An 18,060-nucleotide genomic window follows, 5' to 3' on the forward strand; every position below is an offset into this window, starting at 1 on the left:
ATAGGCTGCATTGCGACTATCGTAGCAGATGATCGCCTTTTGGCGACAAAGGTTTGACGGCTGCCTAAGAAAAATGCTGCCTGCATAAGAAATTTGCAGAGGCTGGCGAAAGGACACCGCAATGAGCGAGAAAATCACCGCACTGGACTTGCCCCAGGCGGAACTGAGCGACGCCACCAAGGCCTATTTCGCCAAATGCGAGGAAAAGCTCGGTCTCGTGCCGAACGTGCTCAAGGCCTACGCTTTCGATGAAAAGAAGCTGCGTGCCTTCACCGACACATACAATGATTTGATGCTTGGCGATTCCGGGCTTTCCAAGCTCGAACGCGAGATGATCGCTGTCGCGGTCTCCTCCATCAACCATTGCTATTATTGCCTGACCGCGCACGGCGCAGCCGTACGCCAATTGTCCGGCGATCCGGCACTCGGCGAGATGATGGTGATGAACTTCCGCGCCGCCGACCTTTCACAAAAACAGCACGCCATGCTGGAATTCGCGGTGAAGCTGACCGAGCAGCCGGCAAAGATCGTCGAAGCCGATCGCGAGGCCCTGCGCAAAGCAGGTTTCACCGATCGCGACATCTGGGACATCGCCTCGACCGCCGCCTTCTTCAACATGTCGAACCGCGTCGCCGCCGCCATCGACATGCGTCCGAACGCCGAATACCACGCAATGGCAAGGTAGGACCACAGAGGTTTCGCTATCGGTCCTGACGCCGACAATCGTTGACAGGGGGCGTCATCCCATTACCGTTTCAGGAAACAAAATTTCGGCGGGGTAAAAAGTTCCTGAACCTGAATAAATGGGAGTTTCCATGCTGGACCGGAGAACCGTTCAAAGACCAAGATCATATGTCCTCCATGCGCTTGCGATAAGTCTCGCGCTCCTGGCGACACCTTCTGTGTCGTACGCTTTCGAAGCGCCGCAGACCTACCAACCCATCACCGAGACCGAAGCCGGCAGGACGGTGACGCTCACCGGACGGGATCTCACCGTTGAACAGGTCATCGACATCGCCCGCAACGGCGCCAAGGTCGAGCTCAGTCCCGAAGCATTGCAGCGCTCGGCCGACGCCTATGGCCTGCTTTTGGAAGGCGCCGCCGAGGGCGTGACGATCTACTGGTTCAACCGTGGTGCCGGCGACCAGCGCGAAACGGTGATCTTTTCCGGCGACCCGACCTCGCCGGAAAACACCAAACTTCTGAAGGATCAGCAACTCGCCCGCTTCAAGGGCGGCGTCACACGCGGCTATGGGCCCGAGATCGCTGAGGAGGCGCTGGTTCGCGCCATCATGGCGATCCGCGCCAACACTATGTCTTATGAAGCGGCGAGCCCGCAACTCACCCATATGCTGATCGACATGCTGAACACGCGCATTACCCCGGCCGTGCAGTCACGCGGCACGCTGGGTGAAGGCGATTTGTCGACGCTGGGCAATATCGCCGCCGCGATGGTCGGCGAAGGCGACGCCTATTACCGTGGCGTTCGCATGCCGGCCGCGCAGGCGCTGGACGAAGCGGGGCTGAAGCCGCTCGAACCGTTCGGCGCCGATCAGGCGGCCCTGGTCAGCACCAATGCCTATGCCCAGGCACAGGCCGTGCTGCTGGTCGAGGACGGCCGCCGGCTGCTCGACTGGACCGATCTGAGCTACGCCATGGGGCTCAACGGCATGAACTCCAGCGTCACGCCGATTTCAGCGCCGGTACAATCGATGCGGCCCTATCCCTGGCTGACCTGGGATGCCGCGCGTGTCATGGACATGATCAAGGGCAGCTACCTCTTCGACGACGATCCGGCTCGCATCATCCAGGATCCCGAAAGCATGCGCGCCTCGAGCCAGCGGCAAGGCTCCGCCTGGCAGGCCTGGGCGGAGCTGCGCGACAGCGTGCTGCTTTCGATCAATTCCTCGGACCACAACCCCGCGGTGTTGCCCGGGTTGACACCGGAAAGCTCGTGGGAACTCGCCACGCCGCAATTCATGAAGTACTACGTCAAGGGCGGGAAACTGAGCAATGGCAAGTCCGGCTACATCTTCTCCAATGCCAACTGGGATCCCTACCCTATGGCGAACCAGGTCGAGGCCTTCACCAACGCCCTGACCAATCTGGGTGTGGCGGTCGCCCAGCGCATCGAGCGGTTCCGCAATCCGTTCTTCACCGTGATCAAGCCGGCGGACGTGCTCAGCGCCGAGGAACGCAAGGAAATCCCGACCTTCGATGGTTATCTGCCGACCGATCTATGGCAGGAGCTTGCCGGCCTCGGCACGCCGGTCTCGCCGGCCGGCCAGGCGATCGTCGCCACGGTCGAGGACCTGGAGGCTGCGACACGCATCAAAACGCAGCGCGCGCGTCAGGCCGTCGACCTTTCCTTTCATCTACTTGCGCAGGATCTTCTGACGGCAAGCTACTGGATGGACGTGCGCAAGGCGCAGAAACCGGACCGTAAATTCGGCGAAGCGCCGACGGCGGCCCTTGCAGCGCTGCGCAAGGTGGTGCCATGGCGCCAATCGCCGGCCGAGAGGCCGAAACGGCCGCTCGGCATCGTGCTTTACGAATTCATGCAGGAAACCCCTGCCTCGAACTTCTATCCGGGAGGGCCGAGGGCGCCCGAAAGCGCAGCCGCTCCGACTGCCGGCGTAATGCCCAAATAGGTGGCAGCCAAGGCATCAACCGCGGCCGGCTGAAGTGCCGGCCGGCGAAATCTCACGAACGCGCCGCGATCGCAGCCGCGGCGCCCGCCATGGTGGTTGCACTGACACGATTGGCGATGCGCATGGCCCTTGGACTTTTCAGCAGCTTGCGCGCCTGCGCCGCCGCCAGGATCCAGGCGAAGTCGATGACGATCAGAACCACGGCCATCGTCGCCGTCAGCTCCATCCAGCCGAGCATGGTGACCGAGGCGAGATCGATGATGGTCGGCAGAAGCGCCAGATAGAACATCATGATCTTGGGATTGCCGAGTGTCACCGCCATGCCGGCAAGGAAGAGCTTCACTGGCGAATCCTCCTTCGGCAACGAGCCCTTCGCGGCTTCAACCGGCGCCGTCCACATCTTCCAGGCGAGGTAAGCGAGATAGGCGACGCCCAGCCATTTGATGACGACAAAGGCGAGATGGAAGGTCTGCGCCACCACTGCCAGCCCGAATACCGCGAAGGACAGCCAGATCGCTTCGCCGATCCACATGGCGAGCAGGAAGGGCAACACGTCGCGGAATCCCTTCGAAATCACCCGCGCCACCAGCGCGGCGATCGAAGGACCGGGTGAACCGGCGGCAACGAACAGCGCACCGGCAAAAATGAGAAGGGACGTGAACGTCACGGACGCGCTCCTTGAGGCGGGCGCCGAAGCATAGGCCGAATGCCATCCGATGCAATCCGGGGCTGATTTCTCATCACCCCGCTTTCAAAAAGTGCGGGAGGCACAGCTTGATCTCATCAATGCCGCCCGCTAGAACGCCGCATCCTCATCAGCCCCAGGCTCCCGACTTTGCCATCGTAACCGCCGGTCTCGTCAGCACTCCCAGAACTCGCATGGCAGCGTGAAAGCGTTGCCGCTTTCATGATTGCGTTCGTTCCTGTGGCGGTTCGAGACCGGTTTGGCCAGCGCCTGCCTGATCCCCACACGAACGCCAATCCGCGCCTCCCAAAAAGGCATCTCGTTTATCGCCGCTTGGACGGACTTCCCGACGGGAAGGACCAACCGGCATGCCGTGCACACTCCGCGTCCGATGGACTCTCATTGCAAACCGTTTTCCCCGCCCCTGGCGCGCCTGTCCGCGTTGCGGCACGCAGCGCGCCTTCGAATGCAGCGACAAGGTCCGCCTCAACGCCAATGGCCGGCGACTCGATGCCTGGCTCGTCTACAAATGCGTTTCTTGCGACGACACCTGGAACCACACACTGTTCGAGCGCCGCAACGCCCGCGACCTCGATCCGGACATGCTTTCGGGCCTGGAAGCCAACGATCCGGTGCTGGTCAGCCGTTTCGCCTTCGATGTCGCAGCCTTGCGCCGGGTCGCGCATCGCGTTGAGGAATTCGCAGGAAGCGTCGCGCGCAAAGAAGTATTGGGAGACAGGCCAGACAGGCCGAAACGACTGGAAATCTTTCTCAGTCTGCCAAGCCCGGTTTCCATCCGACTTGATCGTCTCCTGTCGATGGAGCTCGGCCTGTCGCGAGCCCGGATCGCGACGATAGTCAGGCACGATCATCCTAAAACGAATATCAAGCTCAACAGGTTGGCGATCGATGGCAGCAGAATCGGCATCGATCTGTCACAGGAATGCAGCGAAACGATCCTGTTGAACGCTATACGAGACCGAGCTGGCTTGCGTGGAGAAAGGCTATGAGAGCCAGCACAACGACCATCGTTCCGGAAAACCAAAGCTGGCTGCGTGCGAATGCGGGAGACGGTCCTGGCGGCACTCCGAAAAAGAAGATCAGAAGCATCCCACTTATGCCTTCAAGAATCCGACGGCGTGGCGCTCTCGGCGTGCCCTCTTCTTCCACCGCTGCAAGCAATGCCCGGGCCGCTTCGAGATCTTGCTCAAAAACCCAGACAGGTACCCCACCATGCATCGTCATCCAGTGAGGCGCCACCGACACGACCTCAAGCGGCGAAAGCGCATAGACACCGTAGGCATCAAGCTTGGATAAGCAAATCCGTGCCTCGATGATGCTGAAATATGTCGTCAGCAAACTAAGTCTGGCGCTCATAACAGTCCCCCCAGCAAGTATCTACTACTGTGGGATGGACAAAGCCCGAATTCAACGCCTCGGACACACAGCTTCCGAAGCACCAACAATTCAGGACTTCGTGCGGCAGGAGATAGCTTCAGCCAAGACATTCCGCAGCGGCTGAATTTGCAAGAAAGGGCGGGGAAATCCCCGCCCTTTAAATCATCAGGCCGCGCTGACCTTCGACTTCTCGAAGCGCTTGCGCTCGTTCGGGTCGAGATAGAGCTTGCGCAGGCGGATCGTCTTCGGCGTCACCTCGACCAGTTCGTCGTCCTGGATCCAGGCCAGAGCGCGTTCCAGCGTCATGCGGATCGGCGGGGTGAGCTTGACCGCCTCATCCTTGCCGGCGGCGCGGATGTTGGTGAGCTTCTTGCCCTTCAGCACGTTCACTTCGAGGTCGTTGTCGCGGCTATGGATACCGATGATCATGCCCTGGTAGACCTTGACGCCGGCGTCGATGACCATCGGACCGCGGTCTTCGAGGTTCCACATTGCATAGGCAACGGATTCGCCCTGCTCGTTGGAGATGAGCACGCCGTTGGTGCGGCCGGGCAGCTCGCCCTTGTAGCCCTGGTAGGAGTGGAACAGGCGGTTCATGACCGCGGTGCCGCGCGTGTCGGTCAACAGTTCCGACTGGTAGCCGATCAGGCCGCGCGTCGGCGCGTGGAACACCAGGCGCTGGCGGTTGCCACCCGAGGGACGCAGCTCGACCATCTCGGCCTTGCGCTCCGACATCTTCTGCACGACGACGCCGGCGTGCTCTTCATCGACGTCGATCACGACTTCTTCGATCGGCTCGAGCAGCTGGCCGCTCTCGTCCTTCTGCATGACGACGCGCGGACGCGAGACGGCGAGCTCGAAACCTTCGCGACGCATCGTCTCGATCAGCACGGCGAGCTGAAGTTCGCCGCGGCCCGATACGAAGAACGAATCCTTGTCGGCCGATTCTTCGATCCTGAGCGCGACGTTGCCTTCGGCCTCCTTCATCAGGCGGTCGCGGATGACGCGGCTGGTGACCTTGTCGCCTTCGGTGCCGGCCAGCGGCGAATCGTTGACGATGAAGGACATGGTGACGGTCGGCGGATCGATCGGCTGCGCATGCAGCGGCTCGGTGACGGCCGGGTCGCAGAACGTGTCGGCGACAGTACCCTTCGAGAGACCCGCGATGGCGACGATGTCGCCAGCCTGGGCTTCTTCGATCGGCTGGCGTTCGAGACCACGAAACGCCAGGATCTTCGACACGCGGCCGTTCTCCAGCAGCGAGCCGTCATGGTGCAGAACCTTGACTGCCTGGTTCGGCTTCAACGTGCCGGAATGGATACGGCCGGTGATGATGCGCCCAAGAAAAGGATTGGCTTCCAGGATGGTGCCGATCATGCGGAACGGGCCCGGGTGAACCGTCGGCTCCGGAACATGCTTCAGCACCAGATCGAACAGCGGCGCCAGGCCCTGGTCCTTCGGACCTTCCGGATTCTCGGAAACCCAGCCGTCGCGGCCCGAACCGTACAGGATCGGGAAATCGAGCTGTTCGTCGGTGGCATCGAGTGCAGCGAACAGATCGAACACTTCGTTGATGACTTCCTGGTGGCGGCCGTCGGGACGGTCGATCTTGTTGATCACCACGATCGGCTTCAAGCCGACCTTCAGTGCCTTGCCGACCACGAACTTGGTCTGCGGCATCGGGCCTTCGGCGGCATCGACCAGAACGATCGCGCTGTCGACCATCGAAAGGATGCGCTCGACTTCACCGCCGAAGTCGGCGTGGCCGGGGGTGTCGACGATGTTGATGCGGGTATCCTTCCAGTCGACCGAAGTCGCCTTGGCCAGGATAGTGATGCCACGTTCCTTTTCGAGGTCGTTCGAATCCATCGCGCGTTCGGCGACGCGCTGGTTCTCGCGGAACGAGCCGGACTGCTTGAGGAGTTGGTCGACCAGCGTGGTCTTGCCATGGTCGACGTGCGCGATGATCGCGATATTGCGGATGTTCATGCTGGGTCTCGGAGGTTGTTCAGGCAGCACGCCCGGATAGTCAAATCGAGACGCCGCCTTTTTCAGTTGCGCGGCTCATACAGGGTTTTTCGCATTTGCGAAAGGGGGCGGCGTTGCGGCAGTTGGCTGGTCACCTTTTGTTAAGTGGCAGGAGCGTAGAATTTCATTAACCAAGCGCGGAACCTTTTCCGCTGTGGAGCATTCGGGCGTCCATGATACGCAGTCTGAACCGGTTCGTGATGATCTTCCTGTCGGCGACGCTGGCCGCCTTGCTTGCGCTGGGCGGTGCCTGGTCGGCCGCAACGCCCGCCGACAAGCCGATGGCCGTGGTTTCCACGCAGGCGGAGAAGCTGTTTCCCGATGCTCCGGACGGCGTCGACCCGATCGTTACCGGTCCTGTGAGCGCCGCCTTCAAGCAGCGCCAGGCGGATGCCGGCTGCGACAAGGCAGCCTGGCCGAACGTGCCCGCCGCCTGCTTCGAGCATTAAGCCCCTCACCTAACGCGTGTCGTTATCGCAAAACCGTCGCGCACTTTTGCGCGACATGCGTTACGCCGCCCGCACCGGATCGAGCGTCGTCTTGTAGAGCTCATTGTCGTCGCGATCCATCAGCCGGACCGTCAATTGCCCGGTGTTGCCGTCGATATCGACGAGACCGAAGAATTGCAGGCCAACCGAAGGCGCCAGGTTCTGGCCTTGCTCGGCGCTGGGCGCCTTGATGAACTTCACTTCAGGGCCAAAGGTCATGTCGAGGTCGTTCGGGCCGAAGGTGCCGGAATGGATCGGTCCGGAAATGAACTCCCAGAACGGCTCGAAATCCTGGAACTGGGCGCGATCCGGGCTGTAGTGGTGGGCGGCGGTATAATGCACATCCGCCGTCAACCACACCGTATTGGTGATTCCGGCATTCTTGATGAAGCGCAGCAGATCGGCGAATTCCAGTTCGCGCCCCTTGGCTGGGCCGTTGTCGCCATTGGCGACCGCCTCCGAGCCTCGTCTGTTGGCGCCATCGTCCCATACCACCAGCCCGATCGGCATGTCCGCGGCGATCACCTTCCAGGTCGCCTTTGAATTGGCGAGCTCGCGCTTCAGCCAGCGGGTCTGCTGTTCGCCCAGCATGCGGGAGTCCGCATTGAGCTCGGACTGCAGGTTCGGGCCATTGGCGCCGCGATAGGAACGCATGTCCAGGAAGAAGACATCGACCAGCGGACCATAGGCGATCTTGCGATAGACCCGGCCGGGTTCGGCCGGCGTGAAGCGGATCGGCGTCATCTCATGGAAAGCACGGCCGGCCCGTGCCGCCAGCACGGCGATCGATTTTTCCTTGTAACGGTCGTCGGAGGTCAGGTCCTTCGAACTCGACCAGTTGTTGACCACCTCATGATCATCCCACTGGAAGAAGGTCGGCAGGGCCGCGTTCATCGCCAGCAGGTTCTTGTCGAGCAGATTGTATTTCCACTGGCCGCGATATTCGTCGAGCGTCTCGGCAACCTTGCGCTTCTCGTCGATGAGCACGACGTTCTTCCACTTGCTGCCGTCCTTGAGATCGACCTCATCCTTCATGGCGCCGTCTGCGTAGATCGTGTCGCCCGAATGCAGGAAGAAGTCGGGAGTGTGCCTGGCGATGGTCGCGTAAGTCTTCATGCCGACCTCGTCGATGCCCCAGCCCTGGCCGGCGGTATCGCCCGACCATGCGAAGCGTACGGAACGGCGCGAGGTCGGCGCGGTGCGGAAACGGCCGACGATCGGCTCGGACACGGCATTGACGTCGTTCAGGTCGGCGAGCGTCATGCGGTAGAAGATGTCCTGATCGGACGCCAGATCGGTGAGCAGGCGCTTCGCCGCGTAGTCGCTGTCGGGCAGCGCGTTCAGCGGCGCCAGACGTTCGGCATTGGCGAAATTTTCCGTGGTCGCCACCTCGAACTGCACGCGCGACGGCCTGTCGGCACGTGTCCAGATCATGCCCGACACCGCGTCGATGTCCCCCGACTGGACGCCATGCGTGAACACCGGGCGCGTGTTCGCACGCGAATAGTAGGGCATGGCCAGACCGGACAGCCCGACCAGGCTAGCCGCCCCTGTCGAAGCGAGGAAGACACGGCGGCTGATGCTGACTGGCTTGCTCATGGCTGGCTCCTTGGCAACGGATGGAGTCGCCAAGGTCTTCGGCCATTGTTTCAGCCACATTTCGGAGACGTGAAACTTTCTTGACTGTCCACAGGTCCCCAGCGGATCAGGCGGGCTGGCCTTTCGGTTCCAGCATCGGGCGGTTTGTGTTGATGAGCAGCGACAGACAGGCGGCGATGATGCCGGTCATGCCCGCGATGACGAAGGCAAGCTCATAGCTGCCCTGGAATTCGCGCATGACACCACCGAAGAAGGCAGCCGCGGCAGCGCCGACCTGATGCCCGGCAACGATCCAGCCGAACACCAGCGGTCCCCTGGCGTCGCCGAAGGCTTCGTTGGACAGACGCAGCGTCGGCGGCACGGTAGCAATCCAGTCCAGGCCGTAGAAGATCGCAAAGACGATCAGCGCGGTCGCCGAGAAGCCAGAATAGGGCAGGTAGATCAGCGACAGGCCCCGGATGGCGTAGTAGACGCCGAGCAGCTTGCGCGGGTCGAAGCGGTCGGTCAGCCAGCCTGACAGGGTCGTGCCGATAAGGTCGAAGATACCCATTAGAGAAAGCAGGCCGGCAGCCTGGATCTCGTTGATGCCCATATCGGCGCAGAAGGCGATCAGATGCGTTCCGACGAGGCCGTTGGTGGTGAAGCCGCAGATGAAGAAGGTGGCGAAGAGGTACCAGAACACGCGCGTCCTGGCGGCGTCACGCAGTGTACCCAGCGTATGGGAGATGAAGTTGCCGGCTGCCGCCGGTGGCGTCGGCGGCACATCGTCCGGCTCGGCACCGAAACGCACCTGGCCGATCGACGACGGCCGCTCCGGCACCAAAAGCCAGACCAGCGGCACGAGTGCCGCCGTGGCGATGGCGATGATAAGCGCGACCGGTTTCCAGCCGCCCGACTGCGCGAGCCATGCCAGGAACGGCAGGAAGATCAGGAGCCCGGTGGCGCTGGATGCCGACATCAGACCCATGATCAGGCCACGATTGGTCTTGAACCAGCGGTTGACGATGGTGGCGCCGAGCACGGTGGCCACCGCACCTGAACCGACGCCCGAGAAAACGCCCCAGGTGGCGACCAGCTGCCAGGATTGCGTCATGAACAACGACAGGCCTGTGGACGCCGACATCACCACCAGCGAGCCGATCACCGTCTTGCGCAGCCCGATACGTTCCATCAGCGCCGCGGCGAAAGGTCCGGTCAAGCCATAGAGGAAGATGCCGATGGCGGCCGCCAGCGACACCACGTCGCGGCGCCAGCCGAAGTCATTTTCCAACGGCAGCATCATCACCGAGGGCGCCGAACGCAAGCCGGCAGCGATGAGCAGGGAAAGAAAGATGACCGCAACGACCACGAAGGCGTAGCGCTGGCCAAACGGACGGGACTGGACTATCATGTTACTGACCGGTACGTTACAGTTGCCGAATGTGTACGTACCGGTTAGTAACATGTCAATTGGAATGCATCATGCCTGCTGACAAAAATATTGAAGCCAGCGTTTCGCGAGAAACCACCCTGCCCCCGGCGGCCGAGAAGATCCTCGGCGTCGCGCATGAGCTTTTCTATCGCGAAGGCATCCGGGCGATCGGTGTCGACGAAATCGTAAAAAAGGCAGGCGTCACCAAGCCGAGCCTCTACCGCTCTTTCTCGTCAAAGGACGAGCTGGCTGCATCCTATCTGCGCAAATACGACATCGACTTCTGGGCGCGGTTCGACGAGGCGGTGGCGGCGCATCCTGGTGATGCGCGCGCGCAGATCATCGCTTTCTTCACCCGTGTCGGCAAACGCTCGCAGAAGCCGGGTTACCGCGGGTGCGGCATGACCAATGCGGCCGTCGAATATCCCGAACCCGGCCATCCAGCACGCGTGGTGAGCGAGGAGAACAAGCGCGAGCTGCGCCGCCGCCTGCGCGCCATGGCGAAGGAGATGGGCGCAGCCGATCCCGGCACGCTGGGCGACGGCCTGCTGCTCCTCATGGAGGGCGCCTATATCTCGAGCCAGATCTTCGGCCCGGGCGGTCCCTCGCAGTCGGTTGCCAAACAGGCCGACCTGCTGATCGGCGCCAGTTTGAAAAGTTAGGAATTTACCCTCCCTTCGGCGGAGAGAGTAAGAACCACGTTTTAGACCAGCCCGCGCTTCGCCATCATGGCGTCCGCCGTCGGCATCTTGCCACGGAAAGCGGTGTAGAGCTCTTCTGGATCCTTCGAGCCGCCGGCTGCGTAGATGTTTTCGCGCAGCTTCTTCGCCAGCGCCGGATTGAACGGATCGCCGGTTTCCTCGAAGGCGGAGAAGGCATCGGCGTCGAGTACCTCCGACCACATGTAGGAATAATAGCCGGCGGAATAACCGTCGCCGGCGAAGACATGGCTGAAATGCGGGGTGCGATGGCGCATGGCGATCGTATCCGGCATCGCGAGTTTCTCGAGCGTCTCCGTCTCGAAGGCAAGCGGTTCCGCAGGCGCATCCGGGCGTGCGTGATAGGCCATGTCGACCAGTGCCGAAGCGGTGAATTCGACCGTGGCGAAGCCTGCGCCGAAGGTGCGCGCCGCCAGCATCTTGTCGAGCAGTTCCTTCGGCATCGGCTTGCCCGTCTTCACATGCAGCGCGTGTTTCTCCAGCACGGCCGGCACTGTCAGCCAATGTTCGTAGAGCTGCGAGGGCAGTTCGACGAAGTCGCGGCTGACCGAGGTGCCCGAGACCGACGGCCAGGTGACATCGGTCAGCGTACCGTGCAGGGCGTGACCGAATTCGTGGAACAGCGTCTTGGCCTCGTCCACCGAGAGCAGCGCCGCCTCGCCGACCGGCGGCTTGGCGAAATTCATGATGTTGTAGATGATCGGCTTCGAGCCCTTGCCCAGGCTATAGCCCGATTGCAGCGCACTCATCCAGGCACCGGAACGTTTGGACGATCTGGCAAAATAGTCGGCCAGGAACAGCGCGCGATCCGATCCGTCGGCATTCTTCACCGCAAACACCCGCGTATCCGGGTGCCAGCCGGCGATGCCTTTCTTCTCCTCGAAGGTGAGACCGAACAGCCTCATTGCCACGTCGAAACAGGCAGCGATGACGTGGTCGAGCTGCAGATAGGGTTTCAGCTCGGCCTCGTCGAAAGCGAATTTTTCAGCCCGCAGCTTCTCCTGGTAGAAACGCCAGTCCCATGCCGCGAATTGCTCGTTGCTGCCGGCGGCGGTCGCCAGCCGTTCCAGCTCCTTCTGGTCCGCGGCTGCCTTCTCGAGTGCTTTTTCCCAGACCGGGTCGAGCAGGTCGTGCACGGCCTTCGGCGTCTTGGCCATGGTGTCGTCGAGCTTCAGCGCGGCAAAGGAAGCATAACCCAGGAGCTTTGCCTTCTCGGCACGCAGCTTCAGCATGTCGCGCACCACGGCGGTGTTGTCGCTGGCGCCGCCGTTCTGGCCGCGTTGAGTGAAGGCACGCCATGCCGCTTCGCGCAGGTCGCGACGCTCGGAGAAGGTGGTGAAGGGCTCGTAGATCGACCGCGACAGCGTCACCGCGTATCGGCCCTTCTGGCCGCGCGTCTCGGCGGCTTCCGCCATCGCGCTTTTCAGGAAATCAGGAAGGCCGGCAAGGTCGCCCCCGTCGAGGAACAATGCCCATTCGCGCTCGTCGGCCAGCACGTTCTGGCCAAAGGTGGTGCCGAGCGAGGACAATTGTTCGTTGATCGAGGCAAGCCGCTTCTTGCCGTCGGCATCGAGCCTGGCGCCGGACCGGACGAAACCTTTCCAGGTCCGCTCCAGCACGCGCAACGTCTCTGAATCGAGCTTCAGGCTGTCGCGCTTCTGGTAGAGATCGTCGATCCGGGCAAACAGCTTTTCGTTCATCGATATCGCGGAGAAATGCCGCGACATTTTCGGTGCGACTTCGCGCTCCAGGGCCTGGATCGCATCATTGGTATGGGCGCCGGCCCGGCACCAGAAGATCGAAGAGACCCGATCCAGTGCTTCACCGGCAAGCTCCAGCGCTTGCAGCGTGTTTTCGATGGAAGCCTGTTCCGCACTGGCGGTTATGGCCTCGATTTCCGCCTCGTGCGCCTTGAGCGCAGCATCGAACACCGATCCGAAATCCCCATCCCCGATCTTCGTGAAATCAGGAAGACCGAGTGGACCTTGCCAGTTGGTCAAAGGATGGGTGGCGAGATCGGATACGGACATGGCGGGACTTTCGCTGAGCTTGAAGACGGAACGGCAATGCTTCCCCGATGTAGGCCGATGGGGCCGCCGGTGCAACGGCGGGTACCGCCGGCCGGTCATCGGCAGCCAGCGGGCAAACGCCAGGCGCAGCTTTTCTAGTAGCTGTCGCAATTTTCCGCGATGGTCGCTTGCGAGGATGCAGTGATATGTTCGTCCGTCAGTGCGAAAACCTCTCGTGTCAGAAGATCGTTACCAGGAAAGTCGTAGCAGACGACCACGGTGACCAGCCCGTTCTCAGTGCTCTCGATCCGGTGCCGGATGGTCGCGCCCGACACCGCGCCCTGCCATTCATCCATCGAAGCGAGGAACTGCTGCTTGTTCTGCTCGGTATCGACATCCTGCAGCCGGATGCGGGCATCATCGGCAAGCATATCGGCAAGGCTGCCGCGGTCCGCACCCAGCAGTGCGGAATACCAGCGGCCGATCACGGCGCTATCGTCTGCGCGCGCTGAAAGCGGAATCAGAGCGAATAGAACGACCGCACAGAGTTTCGACCAGCCGACAACGGGCACAACGCGACACCTCCTCCATACAACCTAGGCCTGTACGGACGAGAAGTGAAGGTTGTTGTCTTCAGCTGATATCCGGCCGCTCGAAATCGCCGGTTTCGGTGTTCATCGCCCACAACTCGCCTGTCGAGATGTCGAACCAGGCGCCATGCAAGGCAAGCTTGCCCTTGCCTTCAAGGATCTTGACGCAAGGAAAGGTGCGCAGATTGGCGATCGAGTAGCGGATCGAGATACGCTCCAGCGCCGTCTGCCGTTCGCCGGCCGTCATCATGGTCGAGGCCGAAACGGTTTCTGCTGCGGGCGCGATCAGGCTCATCCACTTGCCGATGAAATCGCCCGGCGACAGCGGCGCCGAGGTTGTGTCGAGCGCGGCCCGGATGCCGCCACAACGGCCGTGGCCCATGACGACGATGTTCTTGACCTTCAGGCTCTGCACCGCGAATTCGAGCGCGGCCGAGGTCGAATGATATTCTCCATCCGGCGCATAGGGCGGCACCAGATTGGCGACATTGCGCAGCACGAACAGCTCACCGGGGCCGGCGTTGAAGATCACTTCGGGTGCCGCCCGCGAATCGCTACAGGCCACGATCATGGTCTCTGGCGCCTGACCTTCACGCGCCAGCGATTTGTAGTGATCAGCCTCGGCCACGTAGCGGCCGTTGATGAAATTGCGATAACCGGCAATGAGATGATCGGGGAGATGCGGCATCTGGCGGTGAGGACCTTTCCAGCCTGGACGGCAGTTTTCCACTGCGCATGGCACTAACGGCAAATCGGCGCTGCAATCAATGCGAAATCGTCATGGCTTGGTCGCGCGTGCCATGCATTGCGCATAGCCCACCGCGCGATGCCGTTCAAACATGGATTGCGACAGAGAGCCCCCTGCCATCGACGAATGGCGGATTGGGATAGGATACAGCCTCGCCCCGCGCGATGCGGCCAGCGATCAGAAGCATGACGGCCGCGTCGAGGAAATCGTCTGCGGCAGCGCCCTTCGGCGGCATCTGATCGAGAAACGTGTGCTCATAGCCATGGCGGGCGAGCAAGGCACGCCGCTCTTCCATGCCGGCCGGATTGACCGCGCCCTTGATCTTCTTGGGCAAGCTCATCGCGCGGCCGTCATTGAGCCGCCAGAACGCCACTTCCGGATGCGATTCGAACACACGTGTTCGCAGTTCCGGGCGCGCTGTCAGGAGCCCGTCGATCTCGCGGATCTTGGCAAAAATGCCGAAGGCCTGGATGGAAACGCTGCGTGGCGGGTCGGATGTGGTTGCTGCCACTGCGCTCGCGCGCCGATGTGCCTCATACCAGGCCTCAATCGTGCTGAACGGCGCCGTGTCGGCATAGACGGCCGCACGGGAAGGAATCGCGAAAACACTGGATTGCCGCTCGCCAAGCAGGGGGCGCACCAATGCCTCGGGTCCACGCCCGCCTTTGCCCGAAACCTCGGGCAAGCCGATCGGCATGTCGACCGCCACGATCGCATCCGGCGGCAAGGCCGCAAGGAGATCTCCAAAACCTGGATAGATGCCGACAGTCGGAAACCCGCCTGGATCCTGTCGTACCGCGATCCAGCCAGCCTTGCAGCCATCGACCCCGGCCAGGGATTTTCTGGCCGATGCGCTGGCCGCGTTGCCCGTCACGCGGTGCGACCTCGGCCCGGATGGGTGAGATGGCGCATCTGCACCATGGCCATCGGCTGCGACAGGCTCTGCGCGTCGGTTTCCAGTTGCAGTTCGTCGCCGCCACGCTTGGCGGTGCGTGCGAGGATTTCATAGACCGCTGCTGTCGTCGACTGTAGCGCCTTGGCCGGCGGTTGGCCGGAAAGCGTACGAGCCAGATAGACGGCTCCCGTGAGGTCGCCGAGACCATTCGGCGGCCGATCGATCAGGCGGTGCTCGGCCAACAGCACCTGGCTGGCGTCGAGCAGGAGATTGCCGGTACTGCCAGACATCATCGCGGGCGCGGACGTTACCAGCATGGTTGCCGGACCGGCATCCAGCGCGGCGGCGGTGGTCGATTTCAGATCCGGCAGATCGGCCCCTGCCATCCAGGCCAGTTCATAGCGGTTCGGCGTGGCGATGTCGGCCAATGGCATCAGCCGGTCGCGCAAGGCCTTGGCTGTAGCCTCAGGCACGTAGAGTCCGCCGGAATCGCCCATCACCGGATCGCAAACATAAAGCGCGCCCGGGTTCCTGGCCTTCACCGCATTGACCAGATCGGCAAGCGCGTCGGCCTGGCTTGCCTCGCCGAGATATCCCGAAAGGACAGCGCCGACTTCGCCGAGCCATGGTGCGCTCGCCAGGTCCGCCATCAATGCCGCGAACTGTTCCGCAGGCGGAACGATCCTCGTCGCCCGGCCGTGGCCGGGATGCCAGGGCAGGATGACGGTGGGCACTGCCCACACGGGGAAGCCCAGGGTCTCCAGCGCAAAAACGGCGGCGCGGTTACCCACGGAACCGCGCGCGACGTGACTGGACACGACGATGACGGCGCGGGGCGCCTCGGCCTGGCTGGTATTCATGATGGTCCTATAGATGGCGGGCGATGTAATAACCGACGGCGATCATCATCGCGATCGCCAGGATGAGGCCTAGCACGCGGCCGATGCGCGTGCCCCAATATTCGATCGGATCGAAATCATTGCGGTCATCTCCGTGCCTGTCGGACGGCAGGCCGCCCGGCTCGGTCTCGCGCGCGATCCGGTCGAGGATACGGCGCGATTCGTGCTCGCTGTCCCTGTCGGCATGACCTGCCATGAACGATCCCTCTTTTCGTTGATCCTAGACCGATCCTCCTCGTGGTTACAGGGCCTTGTGGATCGCGAAGCTGCGCCAAGGCAGACATTCACCACTTCACCAACAGACGTTTTCTCCTGCGATCTTTATGGTATTGCTTGACTATTCGAGCAAACGAGGGACCGCTCATGTACGCCCAGCGCCTGTCTTCCCTTCCCCGCAGCCTGCCAGCTTTCCTCTTGATGGCTCTTTTGCTGCCGCTCCTGTCCGCCTGCGGTTACAACACCATTCCAACGGCGGAAGAAAACGCCAAGGCCGCCTGGAGCGAAGTGCTGAACCAGTATCAGCGCCGTGCCGACCTGATTCCGAACCTCGTTGAGACGGTAAAAGGCTACGCCGCGCACGAGAAGGACACCTTGGATGCCGTTGTCGAGGCGCGCGCCAAAGCCACACAGGTGACGGTGACGCCCGAAACCCTCCAGGATCCAGAGGCCTTCAAGAAGTTCCAGGACAGCCAGTCGGGTCTGACCAGCGCGCTGTCGCGGCTGCTCGCCATCACCGAAAACTATCCTGACCTGAAGGCCAACCAGAATTTCATCGCCTTGCAGGCTCAGCTTGAAGGCACCGAAAACCGCATTGCCGTTGCCCGCCGCGACTACATCCAGGCGGTCAAGGACTACAATCTGACGCTCAGGACCTTCCCGTCGGTGCTGTGGGCGACCCTCTGGTTCCGCTCCAACGAGCCTTTCCAGAACTTCACCATCGCCGAAGACAAGATGCAGACGCCGAAAGTCGATTTCGGCACCAACAAGACCACCACGGGGCAGGGTGGCTGAACGCCACCCTTCCTCATTTGGACCGACTGAACCTTGCGCTCCTTCCCGCCGTCCCGCCGCTTGCCTGTGCATGATATCCAGGCAGCGCCGCGGGCTATCGCGTTGAAGGCCCTGCTGGCAGCCATCTTTGCCATGCTGCTTGCCGGCATGGCGCTGGCCGACGATTTGCCGACACTGACCGGACGCGTCGTCGACAATGCCGGCATGATCGACCCGGCTGCGAAGGCAGCGCTGGAACAGAAGCTGGCCGACTTCGAAAAGAAGGGCTCCGACCAGATCGTCGTCGCCACCGTCGATAGCCTCGGTGGCGAGGAGATCGAACCTTATGCCAACCGGCTGTTCCGCGCCTGGAGGCTCGGCCAGGCCAGCGACAACAACGGCGTCCTGCTGCTCGTCGCCAAGAACGACCGCAAGATGCGCATCGAGGTCGGTTACGGGCTGGAAGGCACGCTGACCGACCTGCACACCAAGCTCATCATCGAAAACGACATGGTTCCGGCTTTTCGCGGCGGCGATTTCGCCGGCGGCATCACCAAGGCCGTCGATGACATGATCATGGTTCTGGAAGGCAATCCGGAAGAACTCGAGGCGCGCGGCAAGCGCCACCAGCAGGACAGTTTCAGCGAATACGACGCCGAACAGGTCATGTTCGCGCTGTTCATCACCATCTGGGCGGTGCTGTTCTTCGGCGGCCTCGCCATGGCGATCCTGCCGCCGATCTTCGGCACCAAGATCGGCCCCGGCCGCTACCGCTGGCTGGGCATGACCTTCGACACCAACAGGCGTTCGTCCGGCAACAGCGGCGGCGGTTGGTCATCGGGCGGCGGAGGCTGGTCCGGCGGTGGTGGCGGGTGGTCCTCGGGCGGTGGCGGCTTTTCCGGCGGCGGCGGGTCGTCCGGCGGCGGCGGATCTTCGGGGAGCTGGTGACG

Annotated in this window: 18 protein-coding genes; 7 read left to right on the forward strand and 11 right to left on the reverse strand. The window is 62.2% G+C overall.

The genetic code is table 11. The features are described from left to right. Window positions 1-121: 121 nt before the first annotated feature. Window positions 122-685, forward strand: a complete 564-nt coding sequence (locus tag AO692_RS12105; RefSeq protein ID WP_054310307.1) for a peroxidase-related enzyme — start codon at window positions 122-124, stop codon at window positions 683-685. Between the two features lie 217 nt (window positions 686-902). Next, on the forward strand, window positions 903-2,651 hold the full coding sequence (locus AO692_RS12110; protein ID WP_244483342.1) for an aromatic amino acid ammonia-lyase: 1,749 nt from the start codon (window positions 903-905) through the stop codon (window positions 2,649-2,651). A gap of 52 nt (window positions 2,652-2,703) precedes the next feature. Here the strand turns inward: AO692_RS12110 and AO692_RS12115 are convergent, their stop codons facing one another. Further along, the gene (locus AO692_RS12115; protein WP_054310309.1) at window positions 2,704-3,318 is read right to left on the reverse strand and encodes a LysE family translocator; all 615 of its coding nucleotides are present in this window, start codon (window positions 3,316-3,318) and stop codon (window positions 2,704-2,706) included. Window positions 3,319-3,704: 386 nt separating this feature from the next. Here AO692_RS12115 and AO692_RS12120 point away from each other — a divergent pair, with 386 nt between their 5' ends. Beyond that, on the forward strand, window positions 3,705-4,346 hold the full coding sequence (locus AO692_RS12120) for a DUF1062 domain-containing protein (protein ID WP_054310310.1): 642 nt from the start codon (window positions 3,705-3,707) through the stop codon (window positions 4,344-4,346). Here the strand turns inward: AO692_RS12120 and AO692_RS32765 are convergent. Continuing rightward, entirely contained in the window at window positions 4,306-4,713 is a 408-nt protein-coding gene (locus AO692_RS32765; protein WP_152979820.1) for a hypothetical protein, read from the reverse strand. The two genes, AO692_RS12120 and AO692_RS32765, sit on opposite strands and share 41 nt — an antisense overlap. Window positions 4,714-4,899: 186 nt before the next feature. Further along, window positions 4,900-6,723 carry a translational GTPase TypA gene (gene typA, locus AO692_RS12125; protein ID WP_054310311.1) on the reverse strand — a complete coding sequence of 608 codons (1,824 nt, stop codon included), beginning with the start codon at window positions 6,721-6,723 and terminating at the stop codon, window positions 4,900-4,902. A 212-nt stretch (window positions 6,724-6,935) separates the two neighbouring features. Here typA and AO692_RS12130 point away from each other — a divergent pair, with 212 nt between their 5' ends. Further along, window positions 6,936-7,211, forward strand: a complete 276-nt coding sequence (locus AO692_RS12130; protein ID WP_054310312.1) for a hypothetical protein — start codon at window positions 6,936-6,938, stop codon at window positions 7,209-7,211. A gap of 60 nt (window positions 7,212-7,271) precedes the next feature. Here the strand turns inward: AO692_RS12130 and AO692_RS12135 are convergent, their stop codons facing one another. Continuing rightward, a complete protein-coding gene (locus tag AO692_RS12135; protein ID WP_054310313.1) occupies window positions 7,272-8,849 on the reverse strand; it encodes an alkaline phosphatase in 1,578 nt (525 codons plus the stop codon). Between the two features lie 106 nt (window positions 8,850-8,955). Next, a complete protein-coding gene (locus AO692_RS12140; RefSeq protein ID WP_054310314.1) occupies window positions 8,956-10,239 on the reverse strand; it encodes an MFS transporter in 1,284 nt (427 codons plus the stop codon). A 71-nt stretch (window positions 10,240-10,310) separates the two neighbouring features. On the opposite strand from AO692_RS12140, the gene AO692_RS12145 reads away from it, so the two are divergent. Beyond that, on the forward strand, window positions 10,311-10,922 hold the full coding sequence (locus AO692_RS12145) for a TetR/AcrR family transcriptional regulator (protein WP_054310315.1): 612 nt from the start codon (window positions 10,311-10,313) through the stop codon (window positions 10,920-10,922). Window positions 10,923-10,963: 41 nt separating this feature from the next. Here the strand turns inward: AO692_RS12145 and AO692_RS12150 are convergent, their stop codons facing one another. From AO692_RS12150 to AO692_RS12175, 6 genes are all read right to left on the reverse strand, one after another. Beyond that, entirely contained in the window at window positions 10,964-13,009 is a 2,046-nt protein-coding gene (locus AO692_RS12150) for a M3 family metallopeptidase (RefSeq protein ID WP_054310316.1), read from the reverse strand. A gap of 134 nt (window positions 13,010-13,143) precedes the next feature. After that, window positions 13,144-13,476 (reverse strand): nuclear transport factor 2 family protein, encoded by a 333-nt coding sequence (locus AO692_RS12155; RefSeq protein WP_348271456.1) that lies wholly within the window; start codon window positions 13,474-13,476, stop codon window positions 13,144-13,146. Between the two features lie 145 nt (window positions 13,477-13,621). Next, window positions 13,622-14,266, reverse strand: coding sequence for a carbonic anhydrase (locus tag AO692_RS12160; protein ID WP_054310318.1), 645 nt, complete (start codon window positions 14,264-14,266; stop codon window positions 13,622-13,624). A 145-nt stretch (window positions 14,267-14,411) separates the two neighbouring features. Next, window positions 14,412-15,200 carry a DUF429 domain-containing protein gene (locus tag AO692_RS12165; protein WP_054310319.1) on the reverse strand — a complete coding sequence of 263 codons (789 nt, stop codon included), beginning with the start codon at window positions 15,198-15,200 and terminating at the stop codon, window positions 14,412-14,414. Continuing rightward, window positions 15,197-16,081: a pyridoxal kinase PdxY gene (gene pdxY / locus AO692_RS12170; RefSeq protein WP_054310320.1), complete on the reverse strand. Its 885-nt coding sequence runs from the start codon at window positions 16,079-16,081 to the stop codon at window positions 15,197-15,199. The genes AO692_RS12165 and pdxY overlap by 4 nt, the downstream gene beginning before the upstream one ends. Window positions 16,082-16,088: 7 nt before the next feature. Beyond that, entirely contained in the window at window positions 16,089-16,316 is a 228-nt protein-coding gene (locus tag AO692_RS12175; RefSeq protein ID WP_054310321.1) for a hypothetical protein, read from the reverse strand. Window positions 16,317-16,483: 167 nt separating this feature from the next. On the opposite strand from AO692_RS12175, the gene AO692_RS12180 reads away from it, so the two are divergent. Beyond that, window positions 16,484-17,131: a LemA family protein gene (locus tag AO692_RS12180; RefSeq protein WP_054310322.1), complete on the forward strand. Its 648-nt coding sequence runs from the start codon at window positions 16,484-16,486 to the stop codon at window positions 17,129-17,131. Window positions 17,132-17,263: 132 nt separating this feature from the next. After that, window positions 17,264-18,058: a YgcG family protein gene (locus AO692_RS12185; RefSeq protein WP_082407349.1), complete on the forward strand. Its 795-nt coding sequence runs from the start codon at window positions 17,264-17,266 to the stop codon at window positions 18,056-18,058. Window positions 18,059-18,060: the final 2 nt, after the last annotated feature.

Source organism: Mesorhizobium sp. 1M-11 (assembly GCF_001303895.1).
Taxonomy (GTDB): Bacteria; Pseudomonadota; Alphaproteobacteria; order Rhizobiales; family Rhizobiaceae; genus Mesorhizobium.

Excerpts from the sequence above, each read along its gene's own strand:
- AO692_RS12185 (WP_082407349.1), top strand. The coding sequence starts at position 17,264 with ATGCTGCTTGCCGGCATGGCGCTGGCCGACGATTTGCCGACACTGACC.
- AO692_RS12160 (WP_054310318.1), bottom strand. The coding sequence starts at position 14,266 with ATGCCGCATCTCCCCGATCATCTCATTGCCGGTTATCGCAATTTCATC.
- AO692_RS12130 (WP_054310312.1), top strand. The coding sequence starts at position 6,936 with ATGATACGCAGTCTGAACCGGTTCGTGATGATCTTCCTGTCGGCGACG.
- pdxY (WP_054310320.1), bottom strand. The coding sequence starts at position 16,081 with ATGAATACCAGCCAGGCCGAGGCGCCCCGCGCCGTCATCGTCGTGTCC.
- AO692_RS12150 (WP_054310316.1), bottom strand. The coding sequence starts at position 13,009 with ATGTCCGTATCCGATCTCGCCACCCATCCTTTGACCAACTGGCAAGGT.
- AO692_RS32765 (WP_152979820.1), bottom strand. The coding sequence starts at position 4,713 with ATGAGCGCCAGACTTAGTTTGCTGACGACATATTTCAGCATCATCGAG.
- AO692_RS12145 (WP_054310315.1), top strand. The coding sequence starts at position 10,311 with ATGCCTGCTGACAAAAATATTGAAGCCAGCGTTTCGCGAGAAACCACC.
- typA (WP_054310311.1), bottom strand. The coding sequence starts at position 6,723 with ATGAACATCCGCAATATCGCGATCATCGCGCACGTCGACCATGGCAAG.
- AO692_RS12175 (WP_054310321.1), bottom strand. The coding sequence starts at position 16,316 with ATGGCAGGTCATGCCGACAGGGACAGCGAGCACGAATCGCGCCGTATC.
- AO692_RS12180 (WP_054310322.1), top strand. The coding sequence starts at position 16,484 with ATGTACGCCCAGCGCCTGTCTTCCCTTCCCCGCAGCCTGCCAGCTTTC.
- AO692_RS12140 (WP_054310314.1), bottom strand. The coding sequence starts at position 10,239 with ATGATAGTCCAGTCCCGTCCGTTTGGCCAGCGCTACGCCTTCGTGGTC.
- AO692_RS12120 (WP_054310310.1), top strand. The coding sequence starts at position 3,705 with ATGCCGTGCACACTCCGCGTCCGATGGACTCTCATTGCAAACCGTTTT.
- AO692_RS12135 (WP_054310313.1), bottom strand. The coding sequence starts at position 8,849 with ATGAGCAAGCCAGTCAGCATCAGCCGCCGTGTCTTCCTCGCTTCGACA.
- AO692_RS12105 (WP_054310307.1), top strand. The coding sequence starts at position 122 with ATGAGCGAGAAAATCACCGCACTGGACTTGCCCCAGGCGGAACTGAGC.